Genomic DNA, 26,876 nt, shown 5'->3' with positions numbered 1-26,876 from the left:
TTAACCTTATGCGCTTTCCATCGGAATTTATTGAAAGGCTGCGGCACCATACACCCCTGTCGCAAGTCATTGGCAAACGCATGCCTGTGAAGCGGCATGGCCGTGAATTTCATGGGCTTTGCCCGTTCCATAAAGAAAAATCGCCTTCTTTCACGGTTAATGACGAGAAGGGGTTCTTCCATTGCTTCGGGTGCGGCGCGCACGGAGATGCAATTGGATTCATAAAGGATTATGAAGGTATTAGCTATATAGAGGCGGTGGAGCGGCTGGCGGGTGAAGTTGGCATGCAGGTGCCGCAGATGACGCGTGAAGCCAAACAGCAGGAGCAGAAGCGTCACAGTATCGAGGATACGGTTGCGCTGGCGGCCAAGTGGTTCGTGCACCAGCTTTCTGCGCGCGGAGGCGAAGAGGCGCGGCATTATCTGGCGGATCGCGCTCTGGGCGCGGCGATGGTGGAACAGTTCGGGCTGGGATATGCTCCGGCAGGGCGTGAGGAATTGAAGTCCGCTTTAATGAAACAAGGTATCAGCGAAGCTATGCTGATTGAGGCCGGGCTGCTTGCAAAGGCTGATGACGGCAGAACGTATGACCGTTTTCGCGGGCGTCTGATGTTTCCGATCCGCAATGCGCGCGGTGTGATTGTGGCTTTCGGCGGGCGAATATTACCCTCCCAGCAATCCAAGCATGCGGCTAAATATTTGAATTCGCCGGAAACCCCTATCTTTAAAAAAGGGGAAATGTTGTTTGCCTATGATATCGCCAGCAGGGCAGCGCGTGAGACGAATACGATGATCGTGGCGGAAGGGTATATGGATGTGATTGCACTCCATCAGGCCGGATTCACGACAGCGGTGGCACCGTTGGGAACGGCTGTGACGGAGCCGCAATTGAGGCTGCTGTGGCGGGCAGTGCCGGAGCCTATCTTCTGCCTGGACGGGGATGCTGCCGGTGCCCGTGCCATGAAAAGGGCGGCTGAGCTCGCTATACCATTACTGAAACCCGGCCATAGCCTGCGGCTGGTGAGTCTTACCGGGGGAGATGATCCGGATAGTCTTATTAAGCGGGCGGGGCCCTCCGCCATGCGCACATTACTGGCGCAGTCCAAGGTGCTTTCGCATTTCCTGTGGGAAAGCGCCGTCACGGAGATCGGTACAGAAACGCCAGAAAAGCGGGCGATGCTGGAGCAGCATCTGCTGAAAACGGCTGATGCGGTGGCTGATACTATTGTAAAACAGCATCTGCGTGATTATTTTAAAGGACAGATGAACGTGCTCAAGCGACCCGGAAAATTCGCGAAAGCCGTGTTGCCGCCGGTCAAACCGGGCGTTCTGCCGGATGAAAATGACACAGAAGCGCATCTGGGGCGGCTGGAAGAGGAGATTGCCGGATTGATGATACAGTACCCTTTTTTGCTGCATCATCCTGACATCGAAGAGCATTTTGCGCATATGGACTTCACGCAACCTGTGCTTGACAAAATACGCTGTGCTGTTTTAGAAATAGGCTCGGTCGCGCAAGGGGTTGAGCATGCGGCGCTTTGTGCCGCTCTTGCTGAACGCGGATTTAGTGAAAAGGTAAAAACTATCTTGCAGCAGAATAATGTGGTTCAGGCGAAGCTGCGCGGCGGAGCTGCGGAAAGCCCGGAGGCGGCAGTGCGCGCTTTTGAGATGGCTTACTGCGCCTATAGCGATAAAAAGCTGGATAATGAGATTAAGGAAGCGAGCGGCGCGCTGGAGCGTGACTCGTCCGAACAGAATTTTAACCGGTTACAGGCATTACAGAAACAGAGAGATGAGTTGCATCGCTCTCGTTATGTTGTTACATCAGAAGCATAGAATATATTCATAAGGTCATACTATGGCAGCAGCATCCAAGAAGGCTACGAAAAGCAAGGCGCAGGATAAATCTAAGAAGAATGTTCCCGTGAAAAAAGCCGTCGCAGCAAAAGCTCCGGCGAAACCGGCCAGAAAGGCATCGCCCCCGGCTCGTAATGTTGCCGCTGCAAAAAGTAAGAAAGTGGCAAAGCCGGCTCCAAAGGCGGCAGTGAAGAAGCCCCAACCGCCGCAGAAAAAGCCTCCGGTAAAAAAAGCGGAGGTTAAGCCAAATAAAAAAATAGAGAAGGCTGTTGTTGCAAAAAAAAATGAAAAACCTATAAAGCCACAGCCGAAACAATCAGCAGCACCTCAGAAGAAGCCGGAACAGAATCAGAAGCAGAATCAGAAAAAACAAGAGCAGAAGAAGATCGTGTCAGACAAGAAAGTAGCAGTGGAAGAAAACGTTGGTAAGAAAGGGGCTGCGAAGGGCTCGAAGGATGAGCCGAATCCAGCCGTCATCAAGAAACTGATCGCGCTCGGACGTACGCGCGGCCATATCACCTATGAAGAACTCAATACGTATCTGCCGGGGGATGAATTCTCGCCTGAAATGATCGAAGCGACGATTGGCGCGCTGTCACGCGCAGATATCAGCGTAGTGGAAGAAGGCGAGTCGCTTGAGCTTTCCGAACAGCAGCGCGAAGAAGGCGGCGATGCTGAGGAAGTGCTGGAGAATGCAGGCGGCCGTTCCGACGACCCGGTACGTATGTACCTGCGCGAAATGGGCAATGTCGAACTGCTGTCGCGCGATGGTGAAATTGAGATTGCAAAGCGTATCGAAGCCGGACGCGAGATGATTATTTCGTCTCTGTGCGAAAGCCCGATGGTGATGCAGGAAATCCTGTCCTGGCGCGACGATCTGGCTGCGGGCCTGCTGATGCTGCGCGACGTGATCGATCTTGATGCAGCGTACGGTGCGGATGCGGAAGGTAAGCCCGTATTTGCTTCCGCTGAAATTCCGATGGAAAACGTGGCTGAAAAGGTCATGGAGCAGGACGGCACGGCCGCCCTGATTGCCAAGGCGAAAGAAGAAGAAAAGAAGCGCCGCGAGAAAGAAAAGGCGGAGCGTGAGAAAGCCGAAGCCGAACGCCAGGCAAAAGCCGCGAAGGAAAAAGCTTCCAAGGCGGAACTGAAGGCTGCGAAGAAAGCCGTCAAGAAAGCTAGCGAAGACGAGGACGAAGAGGATGACGATTACGTTCCGTTCGATGAAGAAGTCGAAGATAAGAAAGATGAAGATGGCGATGGCGAAGAAGATCCGGATGATTATGACGATGCCGCGATCTCGCTCGTTGCAATGGAAAATGCGCTGAAGCCGAAGATACTGGAAACGCTGGACGAGTTTGCAAAAATCAGCAAAAAGCTGCGCTCCTTGCAGGAAAAGCATCTGCAGTCTGCTTATGGCGAAGGCACGTATAACGATGCGGACCGTAAAAAATACCAGACCCTGCTGCGCCAGCTCGTGGATCTCATGATGGATATCCGCCTGAGCACGGTGCGTGTGGAAGGGCTGATGGAGAAGCTTTACAATGTGAACAAGCGTCTGCTCGGCCTGGAAGGTCGTTTGCTGCGTCAGGCGGAAACCCACCGCGTTGACCGCAAAAGCTTCATCCAGAACTATACGGGTCAGGAACTGAATCCGGGTTGGATCGCGAAAGTAGCCAAGCTGAAAGACAGAGGCTGGGCGGATTTTGCAACGAAAGATAAGGACTTCATCACCAATATCCGTGATGAAATCTCCAAGATTGCAAGCGAAGTCGGTGTCGGTATCGGTGAATATAAGCGTATCGTCAATGCCGTGCAGAAAGGCGAGCGCGAAGCCACGAAAGCTAAGCGCGAGATGATCGAAGCGAACTTACGTCTCGTGATTTCGATTGCGAAGAAATACACGAATCGCGGCCTGCAATTCCTCGACCTTATTCAAGAAGGTAATATCGGCCTGATGAAAGCGGTGGATAAATTCGAATATCGCCGCGGTTATAAGTTCTCGACTTATGCGACCTGGTGGATCCGCCAGGCGATCACGCGCTCGATCGCCGATCAGGCACGTACGATCCGTATCCCGGTGCATATGATTGAAACGATCAACAAGATCGTACGTACGTCGCGCCAGATGCTGCATGAGATCGGCCGTGAGCCGACGCCGGAAGAACTGGCAGAAAAACTTGTGATGCCGCTGGATAAGGTGCGCAAGGTCATGAAGATCGCGAAGGAGCCGGTTTCGCTCGAAACGCCGATAGGTGACGAAGAAGATTCGCATCTGGGCGATTTCATCGAAGACAAAAACGCTGTATTGCCGCTCGATGCTGCGATTCACTCGAACCTGCGCGAAACGACGACGCGTATTCTTGCAAGCCTCACCCCGCGTGAAGAACGCGTACTGCGTATGCGTTTCGGTATCGGTATGAATACCGACCATACGCTGGAAGAGGTAGGCCAGCAATTCTCGGTTACGCGTGAACGTATCCGTCAGATCGAAGCTAAGGCGCTACGCAAGCTGAAGCATCCGTCACGCTCGCGTAAGCTCAGAAGCTTCCTGGAGCAGCAGTAACGAGGGAAAAGGGACGTCGGAAAACGTTGCATGAACAAAGTTTTTTCCGTATTCTGCGTCTCCATTCCGTAGCTTGTCTAATCTTGAAGAGAGAAAAATGGCAACCATAGGCACATTATTATACACGGCGTTCAAGGGGCGTTTTGTCGGCAAAGACAAGTTCGGCAATAAATATTATGTTGCCCGCAGCGAGAAGAATGCTATCGGCAAGAACAAGCGCTGGGTCGTTTTCAAAGGAATCGTCGAAGCTTCAAAAGTGCCCGCGGAATGGCATGGATGGTTGCATTATTCGACGGACGTATTGCCGACGCAGCGTCCGCCGCTCGGTTTTTCCTGGCTGAAGGAACATCTGCCGAATCTGACTGGCACTCGCAACGCCTATAAGCCTGCCGGCTATATCGGCACAGGCAGGGAACGCGCGCCCACGGTTGCGGATTATGAAGCGTGGAAACCGCAATAGCACTGCCAGCCGGAATCTTTAGGAGAAACATGATTATGGGTAATAAGACATTTGAAGTCATCATGGGAGCGCTGGTACTGGTTGTTGCCGCAGCCTTCATGATATTTGCCTATCAGAGCGGGAATCTCAAATCGGTGGAAGGCTATCCGCTGAAAGCAAAATTCTCCACGGTTGCCGGTATTTCTGTCGGGACGGATGTGCGCATCGGCGGCATCAAGGTCGGCGTGGTGAGCGAACTGGGGCTCGATCCCCAAACCTATCAGGCCGTGGTTACTCTTCAGGTTAAGGACGGAATTAAGGTTCCGGCTGATTCGAGCGTGGCTGTGGTAAGCGATGGCCTGCTGGGCAATAAATATATAAAACTGGAGCCGGGCGCAGACGATAAGATGCTTGCGGCGAATGGATTTATCCCCTATACGCAGTCTTCCGTGAATCTGGAAGAACTGATAGGGAAGATGGCGTTTGGCGGCGTAGACAGCAAGTCAAACGGCAAGAAGGATGAATCCGAGAAAAAAGACGCGTCTGCTCCCGTTCCGACTGTTAAGCCGTAATCCGTACAATAGATTGAAGAAGAGGTAGTTTATGACTCCTAACAGAAGCACGTCGGGCGAGATGACATTTGTTCCGTCACAGTGGGTTGGCCGTGATGGCGTACCGCTGGAAAGCGAGGAAAAGATTTCCACGCTCAACAACAACCTCGCAGAGGTTTACGAAGTATGCCAGCATGCATTCGTGGAAGCCGTGCAGATGGGCTGCAGCGAAGACTTCATGCGTATCGTGCTGCGGAATATGATCGATTCGCTGAAGCGCAACAGCATCGGCTGATATTGCCTGAGATCCGGCCGCGCTGACTAGATAGTTCAGAAACGGAGGCTCCTATGAAATCGCTTTCAATTGCATCTACCGCGCTCGCCGCGTTGCTTGCCGTTTTGCCGATGCGCGATGCGGCTGCTTATTATGGGCACTGGCATGGCGATATCCACCATTTTCACGATTACGATATGGGGCGCTGGCATAGCGGCTACTGGCATGACGGATTCCATGACGGCCGCAATGGCTGGTGGTGGATAGTCGGCGGAAGCTGGTATTATTATCCCGCACCGGTTTACCCTTATCCCGATCCGTATGTACCTTCGACGGTGATCGTCACGCAGCCGCAGCAGAGTGCGCAGTATTGGTATTGCGGCAATCCTGAAGGTTATTACCCCTATGTTTCCGCATGCTATATGCCATGGCAACCTGTTGCTGCGCAAGTGATGCAGCCGGTTACAGTTCCTCAACCCGTTCAGTCAGCGGCACCGGAGAATGGCACGCGCGATGCGGATGACCGCCAGCTTAATGCGCTGGCTTCAGAGTTCTATGCGATTCATTCCGGCAGCAGGGGTGCGCAGAAGCGCCTGAGCGATTTGAGGAAGCGTGTGGAGGCGTTTCATGAAACGCTTTTCGACCGCGACTATAATGCGATGGATATTTTAAGAGACACGGAGAAACTGGAACGCCGAATTGCGAAAAAGCAAAAAGAGGCTGCCGGTCACTAATGCGCGGGGCTTTGCTCTATGCTTTCTGTCTTACGCTTTTACTGCTGCCGCGGTCTGTTGTCGCACAGCAGGCAGTTGATGCGGATGCGGTCGATTTTCCTTCCGTAGGCCCTGCCGGCAATACACCTTCAACCGCGCCATTATCACCGTCTGCCGGTGCAAGTCCGCCAGCTGCTCCTGCTGCACCGCCTGCTTCTGCTGTCGCAGCGCCGAGCGGTGCAGGGCAGGGAACGCCGGGCATTCCTTCCCTGAACTTGCAATTTAAGCCACTTGACCGTGTGTCGGTCCCTTCACCCGTCATTCCTCCGTTGCCGCCAATCGCTTCGCCCGTGATCCCGCCTTTACCTGCTATTGCTTCCCCCGTGATTCCTCCCTTGCCGCAGATTGCATCTCCAGCCACGCCTGAACTTCCTGCGATGCCCTCTATCCCGGCCATACCGTCCGTTCCGTCTGTGTCAAGCGTGGCCAGTGGGGGTAGTGCATCTTCCGGCACACAGGAACCTCCGCCGCCTTCGCGTCCGTATAAGCAAGTCTCATTGTCGCCTTTCAGCCCCTCCGGTGCTGGAGGCGGGCCGTCTGCCGCTTCTCAGAATATCAGCTCAACGCCTATTGCCTCGCCGTTATCGCCGCCTTACTGGGGGATTTCAACGACACCGATTGCACAGCCGTTTTCACCGAATGTCCTTTCGCCCTTCACATGGGGCCAGTCCTCCACTCCGATTGCCGCGCCAACGCCGCTTAATGTTCAGGCTCCAAACCCGCAGGCGCGTTACACCTGGGGGAAATCGACAACGCCGATCTCCTCGCCGCAATCCCCGAATGTCATTGCGCCGTATAGCTGGGGGCGTTCTTCGTCGCCGACTTCGCAAACCACAGCATTGCCGAGTTGGGGGGCTTCTTCCACGCCGCGCGGCGTTTCCTCCTCTCCGCACGGCGCTTCGTCTACTCCGCGGGGAGTGTCATCCACACCGCAAGGCCGTTCTTCCACGCCTCAGGGAGGAACGTCTACTCCACGAGGCCCGTCTTCCACGCCCGGGCATAGGTAAACTCCTCCTTGCCGCAGCAGGCAGAACGATTTATGCTGAATAAAGATTATTCAGGAGCGTTATGACCGAACGGATTGCAGCTTTACGCGGCGCGTTGCGCCAGCAGGGAATGGATGGATTTATCCTGCCCGTCAATGATGAGTTCATGGGTGAATATGTGCCCGACTCCGCTAAAAGGCTTGAATGGCTCACGGGCTTCAGCGGTTCGGCAGGGCTTGCGATTGTGCTGCAGGACAAAGCCGCATTTTTCACCGACGGTCGATATACGCTGCAGGCGGAGACGCAAGTGAAAGGATTCGAACTTTACAATAGCGGGGATATGCCGCCGGAAAAATGGCTTGCCGCACAGGCAGGCGCAGAATCCATCATCGGTTATGATGCACGGCTGCACACGAAGCAGGCTATTAAGCGTTACGAAACAGCCTGTTCAAAACTGGTGTGGAAAGCGCTGCAAAGCAATCCGGTGGATGTGTTATGGCAGGGACGCCCGGCGGCTCCGGCAAGTAAAGCGCGTATCCAGCCTTTAGCCTATACGGGGCAGACCAGCCAGCAGAAGCGGGAGATGATCGCGGCGGCGCTCAAGGAAAAAGGGGCGGATTCAGCCGTGCTCACAGCACCTGATTCTATTTGCTGGCTTTTAAATCTGCGCGGCAGCGATGTGCCGTTTACGCCGTTTCTGCTGTGCTATGCCGTGATTGATGCAAAAGGAGTCGTGGATTTTTACATTGCGAGCGACCGGCTTTCGCAGGAAGTGCTTGCTCATCTGGGAGACGGCGTGCGTGTGAAACCGCCGCAGCAACTGGAGCAGGATATTGCGGCGCTCAAAGGCAAGCGTGTTTTGTATGATCCGGCTGCTTCGCCGATCTGGTTCTATCAGCAGCTGGCGTCTGCCGGAGCGCATATTGTGGAATTCTCCGATCCATGCCATTTGCCAAAGGCCTGTAAGAATGAGGCGGAGCTGGAAGGGATGCGGCAGGCGCATATACGCGACGGGCTGGCTGTCACGCGCTTCCTGCATTGGCTGGAGCAGGCGGTTGCCAGTGGTGAAGCGCTCACAGAAATTGCGGTGGCGCAGAAGCTGGAGGCATTCCGTAAACAATCCGAGCTTTATCTGGAGCCGAGCTTTTCCACAATTTCAGGCAGCGGGCCGAACGGCGCAATCGTGCATTACCATGCGACGGAAAGTTCTAACCGCGCGCTGGATAAGGATAGCCTGCTGCTGGTGGATTCCGGCGGGCAGTATCTGGACGGTACGACGGATATCACCCGTACGGTGGCACTTGGAACACCTAGCGCGCAGATGAAGGCGGATTTTACGCGTGTGCTTAAAGGGCATATTGCGCTTGCTTCCGCGGTGTTTCCGGAAGGAACGAGCGGCGGGCAGCTTGATGTGCTGGCGCGGCAATATCTATGGCAGGCGGGGCTTGATTACGATCATGGCACGGGCCATGGCGTGGGCAGTTATCTCTCTGTGCATGAAGGGCCGCAGCGCATCGGAAAACGCGGTGGGGATGCACCCCTTGTGCCGGGTATGGTGGTCTCCAACGAGCCGGGATTCTATAAGGCGAATGCCTACGGTATCCGCATTGAGAGCCTGGTCGCCGTGCGTCAGGTAATGGTGGGCGAAAACGGTAAAGCTTATTTAGGGTTTGAAACAATCACGCTTGCCCCGCTCGATATGCGTCTGGTGGATACGGCACTGCTGACCTTGCAGGAAGTGGAGTGGCTGCATAGCTACCACCGCCGTGTTTACGAAACTCACGAACGCCATTTGAATGATGCTGAGAAGGCGTGGCTGAAGCGCTTTGCCGCGTTATAAATCCTGAAAGAAGCAGTTCGGTGCGCCGGTGTGGCAGGCAGGTCCAATCTGTTCTACGGATGCAAGCAGCGTGTCACCATCGCAATCCACTTTCATCTCTTTGAGTGTCTGCAGGTGGCCGGAGGATTCTCCTTTGCGCCAGAGTTTGCCGCGCGAGCGTGACCAGTAAGTCATCTGTTTTGTCTTGAGCGTGATTTCAAGCGATTCGCGGTTCATCCAGGCGAGCATCAGCACTTCGCCTGTATCATGGCGTTGGGCGATGACGGGCACGAGCCCGTCGCTATTGAAGGCTACTTTTTCCAGTGCGGTTTCGATGTTCTGCATGTGATTCTCCGTATGTACTTTGCAAGATGACGCTAAAAATGCTGTGCGTCAATGCGTCAGGATGTTTTCCAACTGCGATCTTGAACTGGTGCTATCCTGAAAAGGCGGTTCCAGCGGCGGCTCGTTCGTTTCGGTAATGGCGGCATCCGGTGGCGGAGGAGGCGGCGGAATCTGCCCAGGCTGGGAAGATGTGTTGCTTTCCTTCTGATAGGTGTTGCCGCTCATGCAGGCGTTAAACAACGAATTCAGTGCTTCCTGCTGTTCTTCTTCGCTGATGGGGTAGATATCGGGCTTGTTATAGAGCTTGATGCGCTCATGCGCCTGCCTGCGGCAATCGTCTTCCTTCGTGGGGACACGCAGCAAATCAGGGTTGCACGCACTTAAGGCGCTCAAGGCGGCCAACATGTAGAGGTGTTTTTTCAGCTTCATCACGGTTCTTCCTTGTGACGCATATATTGCTGCGTCGCAATTTCGTCAAGCCTACCCATCTGGAGGCGCTTTTCCTGTGCGTCCAGTTTGGCTTTAAGGTTGGTCTGGGCGATCTCGTATTTCTTCTGTTCACCGAATTCCTCGGCGATTTCTGCTCTTTTCTTTTCGATGGTTTCTTCCAGGCGTGCGGTTTCTTCCGCGATCTTTTCGAGCTTTTTGCGCGTGTGGCTGGAATAAGAGCCGAAGAAACTGGCGAGAGAATGCTCCCGTGCCACAAGTTCGATTTCCTCTTCATGCTCGCGTTTCAACCGTGCGGCAAGCTGTTCAAGCTGATGCAGTTCCTCCTGCAGCGCGACCATTTGCCTGCGCAGTTGGTCAAGCCGTTGCTTATGGACCTTGATTAATGTGCCTAAAGTTTTGACTGACATAGGCTTATTATAGCCAATTTGGGCTATTTTGGAAGCCTAAGTGGCCGCAACCCCGATACCTGTCCCCACCATGATCACGGCGGCGGTTTTATTGAGCCTGTTTTGCGCCTTGCGGCTGGATAGAAACTGGCGTATCCGGGCAGCCAGTGCGGCATAGGAAAGCATGATAGCTGGGAGCAACACGAAAGTGGTAGCTGAAAGCTGAAAGTATCCGGCGGGTTTAAGGTGATTAATGTCGACCGCCACCGGCAGGAGCGCCACAAAGAATGCGATGGCCTTGGGATTGCCGAGCGTCAGCGCCAGTTGGGATAGGAAACCCTGACGGGCATCTGCAGGAGGGGCGTCAGTGGCATCGGCGGCTTCTGCAGTCCAGTATTTATAGCCGAGGTAAAACAGGTAAACGGCACCGGCAAGCCTAACGATCAAGAACAGTTTGCCCATCGATTGTGCCAGCACAGCCAGTCCCAGTGCGGAAAGCGACATCAGAATCCAGTCACCCACAGCATTGCCTAACACCGCCGGAATTGCGGAGCGGAAACCGGAACGCAAGGCGCGTGCAACGATGGCCACGATGCCGGGGCCCGGTACGGCGATAGCAATAGCATATAGTCCGCAATAAAGGAGATAGGCGTGCAACGGAATCATAACTGCTTGACTTACATTATATTAGGGCCGCGCACCTTACCACAGCCGTGCCCTTATTTCAACTGGTGACGAAACCACGTCATCTGGCGTTTTGCATAGTTGCGAGTGGCTTGCTGAGCCTTGCTAACTGCCTCTTCCAGCGTGCATTTTCCTTCCAGATACGCGAAAAGCTCCGGTACGCCGACGGCGCGCGCTGCAGGCATATCGGACGAAAGATTCAGCGCATGCAGCGCTTTCGCTTCTTCCAACGCGCCATTTTCCATCATCGAGAGAAAGCGCATATCGCAGCGGCGGTAGAGTTCGTCTCTGGGAAGCTCGACATGTTTTATATCGAAAACAGCATCCGGATAGGGACGTTCGCGCGGAATGGTTTGCCAGTAAGCGAGCGATTTGCCTGTGGCCAGCCATACACCGAGCGCGCGGATATGGCGCTGCATATCGCCCAGTTTCAGGCGTGCATGCATTTCGGGATCGTGCTCTGCCAGTGCCTGCGCACCGTATTCGCGCCATAGCATTTCCGCCTGTTTGCGGCAGTTCTCCGGCACGTCCGGAATGGGGGAGAGGCCTTCTATCAATGTCTTGATATAGAGTCCCGTGCCTCCGGTTATAAGTGGTATCTTTCCTTTAGCGAGGGTTTCATCAATGGCCTGTTTCGCCATTTCCAACCAGCGTGCGGCGGAGCATTTCTCGCTTGCGCTCAAGACTCCATACAGCAGGTGAGGAGCGATATTTTCCTGTTCCGGTGTGGGCCGCGCGGTCACAATATCCAGCTCGCGGTAAACCTGCATTGCGTCCGCATTGATGATGACACCGCCAATATTCTGCGCTATATCCAGCGCGTAAGCCGATTTACCGCTCGCGGTGGCCCCGCATATAATAGTAATGGAATGCATATGAAATCCGTTTTGACCGTAATTGCCGCATCTGACAAGGAAAAGCTGGGGCAGGGACTCGTAAATGATATTGTGAAAGCCCTTGAAGGAGCGGGGGCGCAGGTGATTGGGCAGGACTGGCTTGCACCAGATGAAGCTTGCGACATTGTATTCAGCAAGCTTGAACCTGTAGCAGCGGAAGAAGCGGCGCGTGCGGTGATTGGCGATCTGGCGATAGATTGTCTGGCGCAGGATACGGACGGGCGGCAGAAGAAGCTGCTGATCAGCGATATGGATTCCACGATCATTACGATTGAATGTATCGATGAAATCGCTGATTTTGCCGGAATTAAGGAGCAGGTGGCCGCGATTACCGAGCGTGCCATGCGCGGGGAGCTGGATTTTATTGCCGCACTGCGTGAACGCGTTGAGCTCCTTAAGGGGCTCGAAGCGAGTGTATTGCAGCAGGTATATAATGAACGTGTGCGTTTTATGCCCGGTGCACGTGAACTCGTGCAGACCATGCGTGCCAATGGGGCGTATACATTGCTAGTCTCGGGCGGGTTTGATTTTTTTACCTCGCGTGTTCAGGAAGCGCTTGGATTTCATGATAATTCTGCCAATCGGCTGGAGGTTTCAGAAGGCAGGCTGACCGGACATGTCTTAGACCCCATACTGGATAAACAGGCCAAACTTTCCGCGCTCATGCAGGCTTGTGGAGAAAATAATCTCTCTACTTCTCAGTCTCTTGCGGTTGGAGACGGAGCGAACGACCTGCCGATGATTATGGCGGCAGGACTGGGAGCTGCGTACCATGCCAAGCCGGTGGTGCAGCAAAGCGCGCGGGCCAGGATCAATCACTGTGACCTTACAGCACTACTTTATATGCAGGGGTACCGGAAGGACGAATTCGTGAAATAATGTTGCCAAACGCATGCTCTCCTTGTATAGGGGCTTGGTTTGAATACTCGCGTTGAACTATGGAATGAATGGTTTATGGATACATTGAAATTCGATCTCGTCACGCCGGACGCTATTTTCTTCTCCGGTCAGGCCAACCAGGTAGATGTGCCGGGTTCTGAAGGCGAGTTTGGGGTGCTGCCGGGCCATGCGCCGCTGATTTCTGCGGTTAAGGACGGTGTTGTCCGTGTCTATACCGGCAAGGATGCCATCCGCCGCTTGTTCGTCTCCGGAGGTATTGCCGAAGTGCGCCAGGAATCCTGCACGGTACTTTCCGAACGCGTACTTGACCTGGATGCCATGACCCGCGCCGATGCGGAAAGAGAGCTGGCAAGGGCGGAAAATGCGCTCGATATGGCGATGGATGAAACTGCAAAAGAAGATGCCATTCATGCGTTGGAATTAGCGAAAGCCGTCCTGGCTGAGTTCTAAACGCCTTCATTATAATTGAGTTTAATGCTGTTTATCCCGTTGTTGGATAAGCAGTTTTCGGTGCTTGTTTACCAAAAATTAAGATTTCCAGGGTGGTTTGTGACATCTTGGCAACAGAGTGTCAAAAATACAGCTTTTTTTGCCCTATTTTTGTAGTCTCTACTTGCATATCCGGGGGCAAGTTTACATATTGTGGGGCAGGTAAAACGAAAGTGCGTTTGCGCGGGTTCGTCTTTGCCCGTGCGGTAAATAGGCACTTTATACCTGACTACTTAAAACAACTATAATAGGAATTTAGTTATGAAAAAAATACTTCTTGGTACTTCCGCCCTCATCGGCGCGGCTGTCCTGCTCGCAGGCGCGGCGAACGCTGAGGATCCGAAAGTAACGGTTGGTGGTTTCAGCACGTTTGAAGCGGGCTGGAGCAAATCGGACAACACCGGTTCCCAGCACCAGGTTGCTTTCCGCAACGATAACGAAATCCATTTCAACATCGCTGGCAAGACCGACGCAGGTCTCGGCTACGGCGCTGAAATCGATCTCCAGGCTGACATCGACGGCAGCAGCGCAACCGCTCAGGGTTCCACGAACTCCGGTATCAACGCTCGCCGTACCTATGGTTACCTGCAGGGTGACCAGTGGGGCCACATTGAATACGGTTCCAACGACAGCGCAGCTCGCAACCTGAAAGTTGACGCTTCCAATATCGCACGCGCTACCGGCGGTATCGATGGCGACTGGTACCTGTTTGCTGATGTTAATGGCGGCGGCACTGCTACCACCTTCGGCGGCGGTAAGTTCATCACCGTTCCGCGCCTTCCGATCGAAGCAGGTCCGGCTGTTGGTTTTGCTAGCGACGTTTATGGCAACGACACCAAGATCACCTACTACACTCCGCGCTTCTCCGGCTTCCAGCTGGGCGTAAGCTATGCTCCGGAACTCAGCAACCGTGGTCAGGCAACCAACCGTTCCTTTGCAACGGATACGGCTTCCAACGTTTGGAGCGGCGGTCTGAACTATGAAAACCAGTTTGACCAGCTCGGCGTTGCTGCTGCTGTTACCGGTGAAAGCGCTAAGTCTGACGCTGCTGCTACCGGCAAGAGCGTTGAAGCTTGGAACGCTGGTTTGAAGCTGTCTTACATGGGCTTCAGCGCAGCTGGTTCGTATGGCGACTGGCGTGATAGCTTTGCTGCCAGCGGCACCAAAGCTGACTACTGGACGGGCGGTATCGCTTATGAAACCGGTCCGGTTGGCGCAAGCGTCACCTACCTGGGCAGCGAAACCAAACCGACTGGCTTCAACAACAAGTTCCAGGACGTATCCGTTGGTGTAGACTACAAACTCGCTCCGGGCCTGACCCCGTTCGTCGAGTACACCTGGTATGACCTGAACCCGACCGGCACCGGCACCACCGGCACCGAGAACAAGGGTAACGTTGTTATCGTTGGTTCCCAGCTCTCCTTCTAATAGAGAGTTGAGACTCGATTAGAGATTGAGGGCGGTGCGCAAGCGCCGCCCTTTTTCTTTTTGTTTAATTGCTCCTGTAAAAGTCTGCTGACTTTTACAATGAGCCTAACGCCTGCGGCGACTGAAGAACGCGGCCTGCTGACCGCGGACCAAAATTTGCGTCAGGAAGTGTGGTTTGTTAATCGCACTCCTTGCATTCAGCTATTTATCTGCAACCTGCAGCTTGCAAGCAACATTCGATATGTTAGGTTGCGTCAATGGACCATAAACTCTCTTCACCAGCACCTGAACAGTCTCTCCCGGAGCTATTTACAAGCCGTTCTACCGGTATTCTGGCTCTGTTGGTCGGGCTGCTTCTCGGTGTTTCCCTGTATGCGGATTTTTCCGTGGCTTTCTGGGGTGATCAGGATTGGGAATTGCTTGTGTCCGGCATGTGGCTTGATGGTAAGAAGCTCTATGTAGACCATGTTCCGGTCACGCCTCCGCTTTTATTCTATCTCTATGGGCTGCCGGTGTTGTTGTCGCGGCATTTTTTATTCCTGCAGGATTACCAGATACTTGTTCTTTTGATATTGGTGCTTGTGGTGAGTGTTATCATTTTATGCGCCCATATGATGGCCCAACATCCGGGATTCAGTACTCCATCCAGGAAGATGCAATGGGTATTATTGTTGTGCTTTCTTCTAATGATCCGCATGCGTCCGCCTTTTGTAGGTGATCGCGAGCATATTTTTATTATTACGACTCTACCGTATTTACTAAGCTGGATGCCAAGCTTGAGTCCTGCTCATTTTAGTCTGCGCAGACGATTATTAATAGGTAGCCTTGCAGCGATAGGTTTTTTTATAAAACCGCAATGTATGGTGCTGTTTGTGGGTATCCAAATCGTACATATATTTTATACGCGCTCGCCACGGATTCTACGCAGTCCTGAGAATATTGCCATTTATGTGCTTGGCATTCTTTACGCTGCCATTGTTTGTCTGTTTACGCCTGAATATCTGACAGTCGTCTTGCCGATCGCTTATTATACTTATTCGGCCATTCAGGATGTCCATATCGAGTTCATAAGTGTCTTTCTCAATGTATTTTTCACATTTGCCATGTTTCGTTTTGGTAGTAGTTCGGTTTACAGAAAAGATATTTATTACTTTCTTTCTCTCATCCCTTTTCTGCTCCTCTATGTTCATATCAACAGCGGTTGGCGCTATACTTATCAGCCGTTTATAACAGTGCTGCTGCTGGTTTGCGGGTTTGTGCTATGGGAGTTTCTGGACCGAAATCCAGGATGGACACGTACGGGATGGAAACCATTACTTGGCGTCATACTATGTATGATGAATTTTGGATTGGAAGCGGCGACGGAAAGCCATTACGCCGAGCAGGTTTATAGCTATCCCTGCCGCGGTACACGTGAATGTCCCGGCTATTATCAATCTTTTCTGGACGTTGTGAGGGAACAGCATGCCCGCTCATTTGGAGCAATGGGTATGAACTTCTCTGCATGGACACGCGTCAGTAAACTTTCCGGCGCCAGTTGGGTGACACGTTTCCCTCAATTCTGGATGTTGCCCGTATTTATTACTGCCGGCCGTGATTTTGCCGAGCAGCATAAAGGTATTTTTTATTATACCGCTTATGCCATGGCAGAAGATTTGGAAAAGAATAAGCCGGATATTGTATTCGTTGAATTATCTCAGAGCCTTTATACGATACCTTTAGGTAAGACACTGAACTGGGTGGATGTCATGAATGCAATTCCGGCGTTCACGCAGGCATGGCAGCATTATACCTTATTGAAAACCATTGATAAGTGCACGAGTCTTTCGCCTGCCATTGCGGCAACCTATCCACCGCCAACGGGGCCTGGGTTAAAGACGGTTGAGTATAATTGTGCTTTTCAGGTTTATAAGCGTATTCCCTGAGATTTTTAAAGCGCGTGTTTGCGGCGGAATAGCTTTTCCCAGGCTGCCGTCAGGACATTAATATCCTGTTCGGTTGTCGCCCAGCCGCCGCTGATGCGCAGTGCCGAAGTTGCCTGTGCGGTTTCCATGCCCATGGCTTTCAATACATGAGAAGGTTCGATACGCCCGGAAGAACAGGCGGAGCCTGCGCTTGCGGCAATACCTTCCAGGTCGAAACTGATCAACTGCGTTTCAGCAGTGACATTTGGCATGACGATGCAGCTTGTGTTGGGCAGGCGCGGTGCCTCTTTGCCAATAACGCGGCCTCCTATGCTCGTTACCTGTGCTTCAAAATTATCCAGCCAATGCCGGATTTGCGCCATATGTTTGAAGTCTATCAATTCTGCTGCTTTGGCAAACCCTGCGATGGCGGCGGCATTTTCCGTTCCGGCGCGGCGGTTCTGTTCCTGTCCGCCGCCGGTGATAAAGGGCTGGAGCGGCAGACCGTTTTTGACCACCAATGCTGCTGCTCCCAATGTTCCCCCCATTTTATGAGCAGAAAGGGTCATCATATCGCAGCCGAGATTCGTAAAATCTACCGGGATCTTCCCCAGCGCCTGCACGGCGTCGCAATGCAGCAACCCACCAGCTTCATGCACGAGGGCGGCAATTTCCTGAATGGGTTGAATCACACCGGTTTCGTTGTTGGCAAGCATCACAGAAACAAGGAAATTTTTCTTATCTTTTAACGTGTATTTGAGCTTCTCCATATCCACCGCTCCTTCTTCCGTTACCGGCAGGAGGATATGGTTGCGCTGTTGTGCTGTTTTCAGCACCGAGGAATGCTCGATGGAAGACACAAGCACCACATCGCCTGGAAAAGAGCGAATGGCCCAGTTATTGGCCTCCGTGCCAGAAGAAGTGAAGATAATTTCGGCCGGGAAGGCACCAATCACTTCCGCAAGTGTGCGACGGGCGCTATCGAGCACTTGTTTGGCTTTTCTGCCTCCAGTATGCACGGAGGACGGATTTAAGGGGAGGGAATGCAGTTCCTGTATGATCTCAAGCACTTGCGGCAGAGCAGGGGCCGTGGCGTTGTAATCGAGATAATGCTGAATCGTCTCCATAAATCACTTTGCCTTTATGTAAAAAGGGGGATGAAATCATCCCCCACGGTATAGTCTAATGTGTAAGACGGCTTATGCCACGGCTTCCACGGCGATCACTTCCGGTACGTAGTGACGCAGCATGTTTTCGATGCCGTTTTTCAGCGTCATTGTTGAGCTCGGACAGCCTGAGCAAGAGCCGTGCAGCTCCAGTTTGACGATGCCGTTTTCAAAGCTGCGGTAGATGATATCGCCGCCGTCCTGCGCCACTGCGGGACGTACGCGCGTGTCGATCAGTTCGATGATCTGCTTCACGATCTCGCTATCTTCCTCGCCGGCGCCGTTGCTGGTGGTTTTGCTGCCGGTATTAACGGTTTTCCTGCCGGAGACGAAATGCTCCATGATGGTCGTAAGAACGGCGGGTTTCAGCGTTTCCCAGGAGGATTGTTCGGCGCGCGTCACGGTGATAAAATCACTGCCGAGGAACACGGCATTGACATTGGCGATGTCGAAAAGCGCAAGCGCCAAAGGAGATTCGGAAGCGGCGGATTTGTCGGTGTAAAACGCCGTGCCCGCATCCAGAACCGGGACGCCCGGAATGAATTTCAGCGTGAGCGGATTCGGAGTTGTTTCCGTCTGAATAAACATTGTAATAGTCCTTGTAATAGCGGAATTTGGAATTATAACTACAGGTATAAAAAACACTGTAACATATATTGTACCCCATGGAAACCCTGTTAACAAGCTATCTTCCTATCCTGATTTTCCTTGGAATTGCCGGGGGAATCGCGTTTGTGATGGGAGTCATCCCGTTCATCATTCCGGCGATTTTCGGCTTCAATGCCACCAAGCCGGATGAAGAGAAGCTATCCCAGTATGAGTGCGGGTTTGAAGCGTTCGGCGATGCGCGCATGAAGTTCGACGTTCGTTTCTATCTTGTATCCATCCTGTTCATCATCTTCGATCTGGAAGTGGCCTTCCTCTTCCCGTGGGCGGTGACGCTCGGCAAGATCGGCGTGTACGGTTTCTGGTCGATGATGGCGTTTCTCGGGGTGCTGACGATCGGGTTTATTTACGAGTGGAAAAAAGGCGCGCTGGACTGGGAGTAAGGGCTTATGGCAATCACGGAAAACACGGCGGTAGTGCCCGCCAACATGCAGTATAACCAGGATGCGATTCTGGGCGATGTATTCGAGAGCTTTAACGATAAAGGTTTCGTTGTGGCTTCACTCGATAAGCTCGTCAACTGGGCGCGTACGGGTTCGCTCTGGCCGATGACATTCGGCTTAGCATGCTGCGCGGTGGAAATGATGCAGGCGGCGGCTTCACGTTATGATATGGACCGTTTCGGCGTTGTGTTCCGTCCGAGCCCGCGTCAGGCAGATGTGATGATTGTGGCCGGTACGCTGTGCAATAAAATGGCGCCCGCGCTTCGTAAGGTTTACGACCAGATGGCCGAGCCGCGCTATGTGATTTCCATGGGAAGCTGCGCGAATGGCGGCGGTTATTACCATTATTCCTATTCGGTCGTGCGCGGTTGCGATCGCATTGTGCCGGTGGATGTTTATGTTCCCGGCTGCCCTCCGACGGCGGAAGCGCTGATTTACGGCATCATGCAGCTGCAGAAGAAAATCAAGAGAACCGGAACCATCAAGAGATAAGCCATGGCAAAAACCCTTGTAGAACTCGCTGAGCACATCAAAAAGGCGCAGAAGGTAGAAGCGGAGATCGCATTCGGCGAACTGATGCTGCACGTTCCGGCTGCCGATGTGGTGAAGCTCATGCTTTTCCTGCGTGACGATGCTGAGTGCCAGTTTACGCAGCTGATGGATGTCTGCGGTGCGGATTATCCCGAACGCGCAAAGCGTTTCGACGTGGTGTATAATTTGCTTTCGGTAAAACTGAATTGCCGTGTGCGCGTGAAGCTGCAGACAGATGAGGCTACGCCTGTCCCTTCCGTGGTCGGTGTGTTTTCTGCAGCAGGGTGGTTTGAGCGCGAAACCTGGGATATGTACGGCATTTATTTCTCCGGCAACTCAGATCTGCGCCGTATCCTGACAGATTATGGATTTGACGGCCACCCGCTGCGTAAGGATTTCCCGCTGACGGGGTTTGTGGAACTGCGTTATGACGAAGAGCAGAAAGCTGTGGTTTATTCTCCGGTGAAACTCCAGCAGGCATACCGCTCGTTCGATTTCCTCAGCCCGTGGGAAGGTGCCAAATACGCGTTTGACGACGCTAATAAACCGAAAGTGAATTAACATGAGCGAAGAGTGGAGCATATCGCCAGCCGCTGAAAGTGACTGGCCGGGTATCTGGAACATTTTCCGCGATGTCATCAGCCGCGGCGACACGTACACCTATGCGCCGGATATGACCGAAGAACAGGCGCAGAATATCTGGATTCACAATAACTGCCACGGTTATGTCGTAAAGCATGGTGACAGGATTGTCGGCACGTTCACGATCCGCAGCAATAAACCGGGGTTTGGCGACCATGTGGCTAATGCCGGTTATATGGTGCATAAGGATTACCGTGGCAAAGGCATTGCGCAGGCCATGTGCCGCGCATCGCTGAAGGAAGCAAAGCGTCTTGGTTACAGCGCCATGCAGTTCAATTTTGTAGTGGCGACAAACGAGGCTGCCGTGAAATTATGGCAGAAAATGGGTTTCAAGATCATCGGTACGGTTCCCAAGGCGTTCCGTCATAGCCAGCTTGGGCTTACCGATGTGCATATCATGTACCGTTCCCTGGAAGATATATAGTTATGGCAGAATTAAAAACCAAAAACATGACGTTCAATTTCGGCCCGCAGCATCCGGCGGCGCATGGCGTATTACGCCTTGTACTTGAGATGGACGGCGAAGTGATCGAACGCGCCGATCCGCATATCGGTCTTCTGCACCGCGGTACGGAAAAGCTTATCGAGCATAAGACTTATCTGCAGGCGCTGCCGTATTTCGATCGTCTGGATTACGTATCGCCGATGGCGCAGGAACATTGCTACGCGTTGGCAGTGGAGAAGCTGCTGGGCTGTGAGATTCCACCGCGCGCAAAATATCTGCGCGTACTGTTCTGCGAGCTGACGCGTATCCTGAACCATATTCTGAACGTGACGACGCAGGCGCTTGACGTGGGCGCGATGACGCCCCTGCTGTGGCTCTTTGAAGAACGCGAAAAGATTCTTTCCTTCTATGAACGCGCTTCCGGCGCACGTTTCCACTCGGCTTATTTCCGTCCGGGCGGCGTGCATCAGGATATTCCGGCCGGTATGGAAGACGATATCGCTCGCTGGGCCGAAGGCTTCGTGAAATATCTGGACGATGTGGACAATCTGCTTAGCGAAAACCGCATCTGGAAACAGCGCACGGTGGATATCGGCGTGGTCAGCGCACAGCAGGCACTTGACTGGGGCTTCTCCGGTCCGATGCTGCGCGGCTCCGGCATTGCGTGGGATCTGCGCAAGGCGCAGCCATATGAAGTATACGACCAGTTGGATTTCGATATTGCTATCGGTAAGAACGGCGATTGCTGGGACCGTTATCTTGTGCGTATGGAAGAAATGCGCCAGTCGCTGCGTATCATCAAACAGTGCCTGGAGAAAATGCCAAAGGGCGAGGTCGCAACGAACGATCCGAAAATCACGCCGCCCAAGCGCGATCTGATGAAAACTTCGATGGAAGCAATGATCCATCACTTCAAGCTTTATACCGAAGGCTATCACGTTCCCAAAGGGGAAACCTATACGGCCGTGGAAGCGCCTAAGGGTGAATTCGGCGTATATCTCGTATCGGACGGCACGAATAAGCCTTATCGCTGCAAAGTGCGCGCACCGGGCTTTGCCCATCTGCAGGCGCTTGAGTTCATGACCAAGGGGCATCTGCTTGCGGATCTGGTGACGATCATCGGAACGCAGGATATTGTATTCGGTGAAATCGACAGATAATTTGTGAGAGATTAGTTATGGGTGCAGCAGTACAGCAGAAAGTGTTTGAACAGCCGACGGAGTTTGCCTTTACTCCTGAAAATCTGGAACAGGCGCGCAAGATCATCGCGCGTTATCCGGAAGGCAGGCAGGCTTCGGCCGTTATGCCGCTGTTGACGCTGGCGCAAAAGCAGCATGCCAACTGGATACCGAAAGTGGCGATGGATGTGATTGCGGAAATGCTCGACATGGCTCCGATGCGCGTTTATGAAGTCGCGACCTTTTATACGATGTATAATCTTGCTCCTGTGGGCAAGCATATGGTGGAGCTTTGCACCACGACTCCCTGCTGGCTGCGCGGTTCGGATGCGATCGTCAAAGCATGCGAAAAACATCTGGGTATCAAGGTGGGTGAAACCACGCCCGATAAGCAATTTACCCTTAAGGAAGCCGAATGCCTGGGGGCATGCGTGAATGCGCCGATGGCGCAGGTTGGCGATCATTTCTACGAAGATCTGACGGCAGAAAATGTCGTAAAGCTGCTGGATGCGCTGAAAGAAGGGAAAGCCAAGCCCGGCTCTCAATCCGGCCGTACGTCTTCCGAACCCCAGGGCGGCGCGACTACTCTTAAAAAGAAGAAGTAACCTTACCGGCTTTGACCGCCGCTATTGGAATTGCTCTTTGCAACCAATAATGCAGCGCCTGTGACTGCTGCGGCTGCAAGCCCTAATGGCGCGATCTTGTTGATCCAAGATTTCTGATTCTGTTCGGCTTGCGGATTCTGCCCATTATCCTGTTGTGTTGCCGGTGTTTGAGGAGCGTTTTTTGCTCTCATAGCACCGATTCCAACGGCTCCGAGCAATGCGGTGCCCGCGATGGCAGCAAATGCAACAGTGCCTTTGCCCATATTCAGTTCATGCTTTGTATCCAGATTGCCGTTGATGTTGGCATTGACGATCGGAGAGGAAGGAGATGATGAGGACTCTGGTGGGTCTTTCGCAGGCGGAGCTTCTACGGAATAACGATCCTTAAAGTCCTGCCTTAGATGATCGGCGATTTTTTCCGGTGTAAAGCGTTGTTTCACTGTGTCATCGCCTATGGATTCCTCGCTGAACATAATATCAAAAAGCGAAGGTTTTCCTTCATGTTTCTTGTCGGTAAGTGTTACACCAGCCTGTTGTTTGAAGGTCTTTATATATTCAGCACTATCAGAGGGAGATACAATGGTTACATCTTCTGCTTTGACGCTATCTTTCTCTGGTACTGTCCATTTGCGCGTATTTGTATCAAATGCCGCCCATTCTTCTACGGAATCGCCGGGATGCATAACGATGCCAGCCAGCAGCCTACCTGATTTATCTGTCGCTAATACCAGCCGGGGTTGACCGGTAATGCTGCCTTTGATATCACCCCATAATTCTTGTGATCCCGCAGATTGGTTTTGCCGTTCAGCATTTGAAGCAACTTTTTTTCTGCGTTCTTCTTCTGGAAGAAGTTTAACGCCTCCCAAATAAGCCTGCATTACGTAACGCGGGAGAGCGGCGGCGATTGCATCCTCACCGGTAGGGGATAACCTGCGGTCTGGTTCATAAATCTCTAGCCCCTGAATAGTTTTGGCCAGTTGCTTTTTATTATCTTTTATCAATCTGGCTTCTGCAGGAGATTGGGCTGTGGAAGGGGGGGGCGCGACCTCAATATCGAAAATAACAGGCGTTGTTGCCTGTGCCGAATAAGTGTAAACATTGACTGTATGATTTGAATCGCCAGGTTCTATATAAAGGAAAGTGCGGTTTTTTCCCGTTGGATACATCACCCCGCTTTCCAACTGACTGAAGGTAAGCTTCTTAGGACCGGTACCTTCATCTTTTACATGGGGCAGGGTATCGGGAAGTGGCAGAGGTGGCGGGGGAGTCCGCTTATCAGCTGCTGTAGTGTCTGTCTCTACTTTCTCTGTTTTTGCTTGCTGCTGTCTGAGATAGTCTTCATGCGCAGTTTGCCAATAAGCTTCTACTTTTACCGGAGCATTCAGAGGAATGCCCCTTTTATCTTCTTCATGACTGTCTATGATCTGCTTCAGACTGTTTTTGTGTCTTTTATCAAGATCACTGTCCGTTGGTTCGGCATAGTTTTGCGGGTGATTGAGCGCGATGACATGCTCTCTTTGAGGTTCCGCCTTGCGCAATTCTGCGGCTCCTATTTTGTTCAGTAATCCGGTCATTAGAGCGGTATCGTCTTTTCCCATGCTGAAGCTTTCAGCATTAATGCGATTCAACATATTTTTGGCAGGATCGCGGGTCGCAAAATGAACGTAATAGGTTATTACAGGAGGGGTTTGCGGGTTAACCGGATCGTTTTTCTGGGACGATTTAATATACAGGTATTTATTGCTATCGCCGATCTGGTAAATGGTGTTGGTTTCCAGAGCGCCAAATGCTGTAGGTTCCTGTAATGCGGTTGCGGTGTCCGTGCTCATATATGGCTATTATTTACCTCTTTTAAGAAGGTAACATAAAAGCCAAAGGGAGTATGTGACAGTTTTGTGAATTTTACTGCAGTGAGATGAACCTTGGGAGGGAACTATTATGCTGTTTTTATTCAGATTTTTGAGGAACTAGCTCTCGTGGCTGCAGTTCATCCGGGTTATAGAAGATTTCCTTCAGCTTAGGACGGTTTGCGGCGGGGGCTGCCTCTGTTCCGGCGACAGCGGGAGGCACGGCGACCTTTGAGGATTCCAGTACAGGCAATTCAATTCCATTTTCATCCGTATGGTGTTCGGGCAATATATAGCCGGTCTGGCCATGGCTGCCCTGGTAGGCGATAAGGCGGTCTTCCTGGCCGGGGATGGGTTTTCCGTAGCAAATGATATCCTCAAGCGCACGGTAGCAATACCGGGCCTGTGCATTGGAGGTTTTCGGCTTGGGCTGGCGTTCCGGGAAACCCGCAATGCTGCGGGCCTTGTTCCAGGTGGCGGCAGTATTATCTTCTACTGCATCCAATCCGTGATCCACATCGTTCGCGGCCTGACCGCTGCAGGCAGCCAGCAATAAGAATAGAAGAATGGAAGATAATCTTTTCGACATGGCAATCAGCCGGCGGTGTTGTTTATATCCCTGAGCAGCAATTCGCTTTCCTCATGTTCCGGATGTATTTTAGCAATTTTTTGCAGCGATGATATAAATTTCTTTCGGTTCTGCTCATTTTCACCGAGTCTGACCAGCGTTTCGCGTAAGGAGGCATGGGGTGCGTATTTCCAGGATTTTGCAAGAATAGCGAATGCTTTTTCCGACTCATTGCGGGCAATGAGAATCTCGGCAAGCAGCACGGCAGCTTCCGTCAGTTCGGGCTGCCGGGAGAGGCTTTCTTTCAATTGAATGATAGCCGCGTCGGTGCGGCGCTGTTCCATGAGCTGTTTTGCTTCTTCGCATAGAATCCGGGCGCTTTCCTGACGGAAGAATTTTTTATCGATGTAACGTCTTTGCAAAGAGTGTTCGAGCAGGTGCTTGGCACGGGAGGGATTGCCTGTTTTTACGTAGAGTTCGCAGAGCGTGGCAATCATGCCCGTATCTTTAGGGTTCAGGGCCAAAGCCTTTTCGGCATAGGTGAGCGCGGTCGCATGATCATCCGCGTTGCGGGTATTTTCAATCAGATGGCGCAGCGCCATGGCTTCCGTTACTTCATTGCCGAGCATCTTTTCCGTATAGAGGCGCGCTTTGCTATCGTTGCCTTCCATACGGGCAAGCTGTGCGGCCAGCATGAGCGGCAGCGGCTGATGCGGCAGGTATTGCTGCGCGCGCAGGACCTGCTTGCGTGCCTGTCGCAAATCGCTTGTGGCTAGCGCAGCGAATGCGGCCGTCATCGCCTCGATACCGCGCATCTGGCGGCCGGCAAGACGCGAATGTGCCCAGTGGCGCGGTGTGTAAAGCAGCGTCAGCACCAATGTATAGATCAGCATGAACAGCAGTGCGGTGCTTGCGACAATGGCCAGCAGCATCGGCAGGGAAGTTTCAAGATGATAGGAGCCCCAATCCACCGTTACGATTCCCGGCGTGTCCGCCAGCCATGCCACGCCCAGTGACAGGAAAGCGATAATCAGCAGGATCAGGATAATGCGCCACATTGTCAGTCAGTTTTTTCTTGGGCTGCGAAGGCTTTTTTCATCACTTTTTCCTCCATACTGTCGATGATGGCGGGGGCCTGTTCGGCGATTCTTGCGTCTTCCAGCCAGGCGGCGAAATTACCCCGGATATTCTCCGGCAGGGCATTAATTTCAGTGATGGCTGCGCTGATCTCATCATTATTCAGGTGATCCTCAGCGCGTCCGATAATCATGTCGGTGGAGTTACCTTTCTGCGTTTGATCGATCCGGCGTATGGTTATCATGTGCGAAAGATTAAAGACCAGCTTCTGCCAGAACCCCGCATTTTCCGGTGGTGCCGCTTCCCGGCGCTTGGCGCTGTCGGCCGCATCGTCGAACGAATCCAGCAGTTGCGGAGTGGTCGGGATGCCGCTGTCTGCATAAGGCGCGACGGTGGCAATCATATCGTTTACTGCCTGATCGTCTTTTCCATATTTATTTTCAAATGCGTTCAGTTCGGCAATGAACGGTTTGCCGGAAGTGATGTTGCTACTTAAATGGAAGAAGACCGAAATCAGTCCGATGGCATGTGAGATTTGCTCCGGAGTCTGCGCATTAGCACCGGAGGAAGGTTTCATCGTATGCACGTCTTTTTCCAATGCTGTGACCTTAGTATCCAGCGCGTTTACGGCTTCGGGGGTGGATGCTTTCTGCATTTTGCTCAGCGCTTCCAGGTCCTGTTCCACTTTCTCAAGCCGCCGTTCATGGCTGGAGACGGCATTATCGATATTCTGAAGACGTGCGTCCAATACGGAGGTATCCACCATCTGGCGGTCCACATGTTTATTGGTGACATTATAGAAGCCTGCGAAGGCGACTGTCACTACGAGCAGGAAGACCAGTAATGCAATACGCAGATGCGAGATGCTTTTCTTCTCGGCGATAATCTCTTTTTCGATGTCGGCGTTTTCCATGGTGTCTCCAGTCTAAAAAACCGTTACCGGCTAAACTTGCTGCAAATGA

At 52.7% G+C, this 26,876-nt stretch carries 30 protein-coding genes; 18 read left to right on the top strand and 12 right to left on the bottom strand.

Translation table 11 applies throughout. The annotated features are described in order from the left end of the window. Window positions 1-8: 8 nt before the first annotated feature. From dnaG to VFT64_10900, 6 genes are all read left to right on the top strand, one after another. Window positions 9-1,835, top strand: a complete 1,827-nt coding sequence (gene dnaG / locus VFT64_10925) for a DNA primase (GenBank protein ID HEU5048340.1) — start codon at window positions 9-11, stop codon at window positions 1,833-1,835. Window positions 1,836-1,857: 22 nt separating this feature from the next. Then, window positions 1,858-4,422, top strand: a complete 2,565-nt coding sequence (gene rpoD, locus VFT64_10920) for an RNA polymerase sigma factor RpoD (protein HEU5048339.1) — start codon at window positions 1,858-1,860, stop codon at window positions 4,420-4,422. Window positions 4,423-4,519: 97 nt separating this feature from the next. Continuing rightward, complete coding sequence (locus tag VFT64_10915) at window positions 4,520-4,882, top strand: NADH:ubiquinone oxidoreductase subunit NDUFA12 (GenBank protein ID HEU5048338.1); 363 nt, start codon at window positions 4,520-4,522, stop codon at window positions 4,880-4,882. 35 nt (window positions 4,883-4,917) lie between these two features. Next, window positions 4,918-5,433, top strand: a complete 516-nt coding sequence (mlaD, locus tag VFT64_10910) for an outer membrane lipid asymmetry maintenance protein MlaD (GenBank protein HEU5048337.1) — start codon at window positions 4,918-4,920, stop codon at window positions 5,431-5,433. Between the two features lie 31 nt (window positions 5,434-5,464). Beyond that, window positions 5,465-5,707, top strand: a complete 243-nt coding sequence (locus VFT64_10905) for a hypothetical protein (protein HEU5048336.1) — start codon at window positions 5,465-5,467, stop codon at window positions 5,705-5,707. 53 nt (window positions 5,708-5,760) lie between these two features. Beyond that, the gene (locus VFT64_10900; GenBank protein HEU5048335.1) at window positions 5,761-6,420 is read left to right on the top strand and encodes a hypothetical protein; all 660 of its coding nucleotides are present in this window, start codon (window positions 5,761-5,763) and stop codon (window positions 6,418-6,420) included. Between the two features lie 16 nt (window positions 6,421-6,436). Here VFT64_10900 and VFT64_10895 read toward each other — a convergent pair whose 3' ends face one another. Beyond that, a complete protein-coding gene (locus VFT64_10895; protein ID HEU5048334.1) occupies window positions 6,437-6,913 on the bottom strand; it encodes a hypothetical protein in 477 nt (158 codons plus the stop codon). A 43-nt stretch (window positions 6,914-6,956) separates the two neighbouring features. Here VFT64_10895 and VFT64_10890 point away from each other — a divergent pair, with 43 nt between their 5' ends. Both VFT64_10890 and VFT64_10885 read left to right on the top strand, forming a co-directional pair. Continuing rightward, a complete protein-coding gene (locus tag VFT64_10890; protein HEU5048333.1) occupies window positions 6,957-7,466 on the top strand; it encodes a hypothetical protein in 510 nt (169 codons plus the stop codon). 61 nt (window positions 7,467-7,527) lie between these two features. Continuing rightward, window positions 7,528-9,285, top strand: a complete 1,758-nt coding sequence (locus tag VFT64_10885; protein ID HEU5048332.1) for an aminopeptidase P family protein — start codon at window positions 7,528-7,530, stop codon at window positions 9,283-9,285. On the opposite strand, the gene hisI is transcribed toward VFT64_10885, so the two are convergent. Genes hisI through miaA form a run of 5 tightly spaced genes read right to left on the bottom strand, consistent with a single transcriptional unit; the run spans window position 9,280 to window position 12,004 of the window. Further along, window positions 9,280-9,609 carry a phosphoribosyl-AMP cyclohydrolase gene (gene hisI / locus VFT64_10880; GenBank protein ID HEU5048331.1) on the bottom strand — a complete coding sequence of 110 codons (330 nt, stop codon included), beginning with the start codon at window positions 9,607-9,609 and terminating at the stop codon, window positions 9,280-9,282. The genes VFT64_10885 and hisI overlap by 6 nt on opposite strands. Before the next feature lie 48 nt (window positions 9,610-9,657). Continuing rightward, the gene (locus tag VFT64_10875; protein ID HEU5048330.1) at window positions 9,658-10,041 is read right to left on the bottom strand and encodes a hypothetical protein; all 384 of its coding nucleotides are present in this window, start codon (window positions 10,039-10,041) and stop codon (window positions 9,658-9,660) included. Continuing rightward, the gene (locus tag VFT64_10870) at window positions 10,038-10,466 is read right to left on the bottom strand and encodes a hypothetical protein (protein ID HEU5048329.1); all 429 of its coding nucleotides are present in this window, start codon (window positions 10,464-10,466) and stop codon (window positions 10,038-10,040) included. Before VFT64_10870 ends, VFT64_10875 begins: the two co-directional genes overlap by 4 nt. 36 nt (window positions 10,467-10,502) lie before the next feature. Beyond that, window positions 10,503-11,111 carry a LysE family translocator gene (locus VFT64_10865; protein HEU5048328.1) on the bottom strand — a complete coding sequence of 203 codons (609 nt, stop codon included), beginning with the start codon at window positions 11,109-11,111 and terminating at the stop codon, window positions 10,503-10,505. 53 nt (window positions 11,112-11,164) lie between these two features. Beyond that, the gene (miaA, locus tag VFT64_10860; GenBank protein HEU5048327.1) at window positions 11,165-12,004 is read right to left on the bottom strand and encodes a tRNA (adenosine(37)-N6)-dimethylallyltransferase MiaA; all 840 of its coding nucleotides are present in this window, start codon (window positions 12,002-12,004) and stop codon (window positions 11,165-11,167) included. Between miaA and serB the strand changes: the two genes are divergently transcribed. From serB to VFT64_10840, 4 genes are all read left to right on the top strand, one after another. Continuing rightward, window positions 12,005-12,904, top strand: coding sequence for a phosphoserine phosphatase SerB (serB, locus tag VFT64_10855; protein HEU5048326.1), 900 nt, complete (start codon window positions 12,005-12,007; stop codon window positions 12,902-12,904). A gap of 75 nt (window positions 12,905-12,979) precedes the next feature. Then, window positions 12,980-13,375, top strand: coding sequence for an ATP synthase F1 subunit epsilon (gene atpC / locus VFT64_10850; protein HEU5048325.1), 396 nt, complete (start codon window positions 12,980-12,982; stop codon window positions 13,373-13,375). 300 nt (window positions 13,376-13,675) lie between these two features. Further along, window positions 13,676-14,842 carry a porin gene (locus VFT64_10845; protein HEU5048324.1) on the top strand — a complete coding sequence of 389 codons (1,167 nt, stop codon included), beginning with the start codon at window positions 13,676-13,678 and terminating at the stop codon, window positions 14,840-14,842. Window positions 14,843-15,099: 257 nt separating this feature from the next. Next, window positions 15,100-16,767, top strand: coding sequence for a hypothetical protein (locus VFT64_10840; protein HEU5048323.1), 1,668 nt, complete (start codon window positions 15,100-15,102; stop codon window positions 16,765-16,767). 5 nt (window positions 16,768-16,772) lie between these two features. Here VFT64_10840 and VFT64_10835 read toward each other — a convergent pair whose 3' ends face one another. Both VFT64_10835 and VFT64_10830 read right to left on the bottom strand, forming a co-directional pair. Further along, window positions 16,773-17,873, bottom strand: coding sequence for a cysteine desulfurase family protein (locus VFT64_10835; GenBank protein HEU5048322.1), 1,101 nt, complete (start codon window positions 17,871-17,873; stop codon window positions 16,773-16,775). A gap of 72 nt (window positions 17,874-17,945) precedes the next feature. Next, window positions 17,946-18,500 (bottom strand): NifU family protein, encoded by a 555-nt coding sequence (locus VFT64_10830; GenBank protein HEU5048321.1) that lies wholly within the window; start codon window positions 18,498-18,500, stop codon window positions 17,946-17,948. Between the two features lie 77 nt (window positions 18,501-18,577). On the opposite strand from VFT64_10830, the gene VFT64_10825 reads away from it, so the two are divergent. The 6 genes from VFT64_10825 to nuoE are packed head-to-tail and all read left to right on the top strand — an operon-like array spanning window position 18,578 to window position 22,422. Further along, window positions 18,578-18,961: an NADH-quinone oxidoreductase subunit A gene (locus VFT64_10825; protein ID HEU5048320.1), complete on the top strand. Its 384-nt coding sequence runs from the start codon at window positions 18,578-18,580 to the stop codon at window positions 18,959-18,961. 45 nt (window positions 18,962-19,006) lie between these two features. After that, window positions 19,007-19,513 (top strand): NADH-quinone oxidoreductase subunit B family protein, encoded by a 507-nt coding sequence (locus tag VFT64_10820; protein ID HEU5048319.1) that lies wholly within the window; start codon window positions 19,007-19,009, stop codon window positions 19,511-19,513. A 3-nt stretch (window positions 19,514-19,516) separates the two neighbouring features. Beyond that, window positions 19,517-20,113, top strand: coding sequence for an NADH-quinone oxidoreductase subunit C (locus VFT64_10815; protein ID HEU5048318.1), 597 nt, complete (start codon window positions 19,517-19,519; stop codon window positions 20,111-20,113). Between the two features lies 1 nt (window position 20,114). Then, window positions 20,115-20,618, top strand: coding sequence for a GNAT family N-acetyltransferase (locus tag VFT64_10810; GenBank protein ID HEU5048317.1), 504 nt, complete (start codon window positions 20,115-20,117; stop codon window positions 20,616-20,618). 2 nt (window positions 20,619-20,620) lie between these two features. After that, a complete protein-coding gene (locus VFT64_10805; protein HEU5048316.1) occupies window positions 20,621-21,799 on the top strand; it encodes an NADH-quinone oxidoreductase subunit D in 1,179 nt (392 codons plus the stop codon). 17 nt (window positions 21,800-21,816) lie between these two features. Beyond that, a complete protein-coding gene (nuoE, locus tag VFT64_10800) occupies window positions 21,817-22,422 on the top strand; it encodes an NADH-quinone oxidoreductase subunit NuoE (protein HEU5048315.1) in 606 nt (201 codons plus the stop codon). 2 nt (window positions 22,423-22,424) lie between these two features. On the opposite strand, the gene VFT64_10795 is transcribed toward nuoE, so the two are convergent. The 4 genes from VFT64_10795 to VFT64_10780 all read right to left on the bottom strand — a co-directional run bounded on the left by VFT64_10795 (window position 22,425) and on the right by VFT64_10780 (window position 26,827). Beyond that, window positions 22,425-24,251 (bottom strand): hypothetical protein, encoded by a 1,827-nt coding sequence (locus VFT64_10795; GenBank protein HEU5048314.1) that lies wholly within the window; start codon window positions 24,249-24,251, stop codon window positions 22,425-22,427. Window positions 24,252-24,369: 118 nt separating this feature from the next. After that, window positions 24,370-24,858, bottom strand: a complete 489-nt coding sequence (locus tag VFT64_10790; protein HEU5048313.1) for a hypothetical protein — start codon at window positions 24,856-24,858, stop codon at window positions 24,370-24,372. Window positions 24,859-24,863: 5 nt separating this feature from the next. Then, window positions 24,864-25,895, bottom strand: a complete 1,032-nt coding sequence (locus VFT64_10785) for a heme biosynthesis HemY N-terminal domain-containing protein (protein ID HEU5048312.1) — start codon at window positions 25,893-25,895, stop codon at window positions 24,864-24,866. A gap of 2 nt (window positions 25,896-25,897) precedes the next feature. Continuing rightward, complete coding sequence (locus tag VFT64_10780; protein ID HEU5048311.1) at window positions 25,898-26,827, bottom strand: mitofilin family membrane protein; 930 nt, start codon at window positions 26,825-26,827, stop codon at window positions 25,898-25,900. Window positions 26,828-26,876: the final 49 nt, after the last annotated feature.

Source organism: Rickettsiales bacterium (assembly GCA_035765535.1).
Taxonomy (GTDB): domain Bacteria; phylum Pseudomonadota; class Alphaproteobacteria; order Rickettsiales; family JABCZZ01; genus JABCZZ01.
Note: the sequence above shows the minus strand (reverse complement) of the source record. Positions and strands in the feature narration are given on the sequence as shown.

Excerpts from the sequence above, each read along its gene's own strand:
- VFT64_10780 (HEU5048311.1), bottom strand. The coding sequence starts at position 26,827 with ATGGAAAACGCCGACATCGAAAAAGAGATTATCGCCGAGAAGAAAAGC.
- VFT64_10830 (HEU5048321.1), bottom strand. The coding sequence starts at position 18,500 with ATGTTTATTCAGACGGAAACAACTCCGAATCCGCTCACGCTGAAATTC.
- VFT64_10835 (HEU5048322.1), bottom strand. The coding sequence starts at position 17,873 with ATGGAGACGATTCAGCATTATCTCGATTACAACGCCACGGCCCCTGCT.
- VFT64_10805 (HEU5048316.1), top strand. The coding sequence starts at position 20,621 with ATGGCAGAATTAAAAACCAAAAACATGACGTTCAATTTCGGCCCGCAG.
- VFT64_10840 (HEU5048323.1), top strand. The coding sequence starts at position 15,100 with ATGGACCATAAACTCTCTTCACCAGCACCTGAACAGTCTCTCCCGGAG.
- VFT64_10815 (HEU5048318.1), top strand. The coding sequence starts at position 19,517 with ATGGCAAAAACCCTTGTAGAACTCGCTGAGCACATCAAAAAGGCGCAG.
- VFT64_10870 (HEU5048329.1), bottom strand. The coding sequence starts at position 10,466 with ATGTCAGTCAAAACTTTAGGCACATTAATCAAGGTCCATAAGCAACGG.
- dnaG (HEU5048340.1), top strand. The coding sequence starts at position 9 with ATGCGCTTTCCATCGGAATTTATTGAAAGGCTGCGGCACCATACACCC.
- mlaD (HEU5048337.1), top strand. The coding sequence starts at position 4,918 with ATGGGTAATAAGACATTTGAAGTCATCATGGGAGCGCTGGTACTGGTT.
- miaA (HEU5048327.1), bottom strand. The coding sequence starts at position 12,004 with ATGCATTCCATTACTATTATATGCGGGGCCACCGCGAGCGGTAAATCG.
- VFT64_10825 (HEU5048320.1), top strand. The coding sequence starts at position 18,578 with ATGGAAACCCTGTTAACAAGCTATCTTCCTATCCTGATTTTCCTTGGA.
- VFT64_10845 (HEU5048324.1), top strand. The coding sequence starts at position 13,676 with ATGAAAAAAATACTTCTTGGTACTTCCGCCCTCATCGGCGCGGCTGTC.
- rpoD (HEU5048339.1), top strand. The coding sequence starts at position 1,858 with ATGGCAGCAGCATCCAAGAAGGCTACGAAAAGCAAGGCGCAGGATAAA.
- VFT64_10795 (HEU5048314.1), bottom strand. The coding sequence starts at position 24,251 with ATGAGCACGGACACCGCAACCGCATTACAGGAACCTACAGCATTTGGC.
- VFT64_10820 (HEU5048319.1), top strand. The coding sequence starts at position 19,007 with ATGCAGTATAACCAGGATGCGATTCTGGGCGATGTATTCGAGAGCTTT.
- VFT64_10785 (HEU5048312.1), bottom strand. The coding sequence starts at position 25,895 with ATGTGGCGCATTATCCTGATCCTGCTGATTATCGCTTTCCTGTCACTG.
- nuoE (HEU5048315.1), top strand. The coding sequence starts at position 21,817 with ATGGGTGCAGCAGTACAGCAGAAAGTGTTTGAACAGCCGACGGAGTTT.
- VFT64_10885 (HEU5048332.1), top strand. The coding sequence starts at position 7,528 with ATGACCGAACGGATTGCAGCTTTACGCGGCGCGTTGCGCCAGCAGGGA.
- atpC (HEU5048325.1), top strand. The coding sequence starts at position 12,980 with ATGGATACATTGAAATTCGATCTCGTCACGCCGGACGCTATTTTCTTC.
- VFT64_10900 (HEU5048335.1), top strand. The coding sequence starts at position 5,761 with ATGAAATCGCTTTCAATTGCATCTACCGCGCTCGCCGCGTTGCTTGCC.
- serB (HEU5048326.1), top strand. The coding sequence starts at position 12,005 with ATGAAATCCGTTTTGACCGTAATTGCCGCATCTGACAAGGAAAAGCTG.
- VFT64_10810 (HEU5048317.1), top strand. The coding sequence starts at position 20,115 with ATGAGCGAAGAGTGGAGCATATCGCCAGCCGCTGAAAGTGACTGGCCG.
- VFT64_10865 (HEU5048328.1), bottom strand. The coding sequence starts at position 11,111 with ATGATTCCGTTGCACGCCTATCTCCTTTATTGCGGACTATATGCTATT.
- VFT64_10915 (HEU5048338.1), top strand. The coding sequence starts at position 4,520 with ATGGCAACCATAGGCACATTATTATACACGGCGTTCAAGGGGCGTTTT.
- VFT64_10905 (HEU5048336.1), top strand. The coding sequence starts at position 5,465 with ATGACTCCTAACAGAAGCACGTCGGGCGAGATGACATTTGTTCCGTCA.
- hisI (HEU5048331.1), bottom strand. The coding sequence starts at position 9,609 with ATGCAGAACATCGAAACCGCACTGGAAAAAGTAGCCTTCAATAGCGAC.
- VFT64_10790 (HEU5048313.1), bottom strand. The coding sequence starts at position 24,858 with ATGTCGAAAAGATTATCTTCCATTCTTCTATTCTTATTGCTGGCTGCC.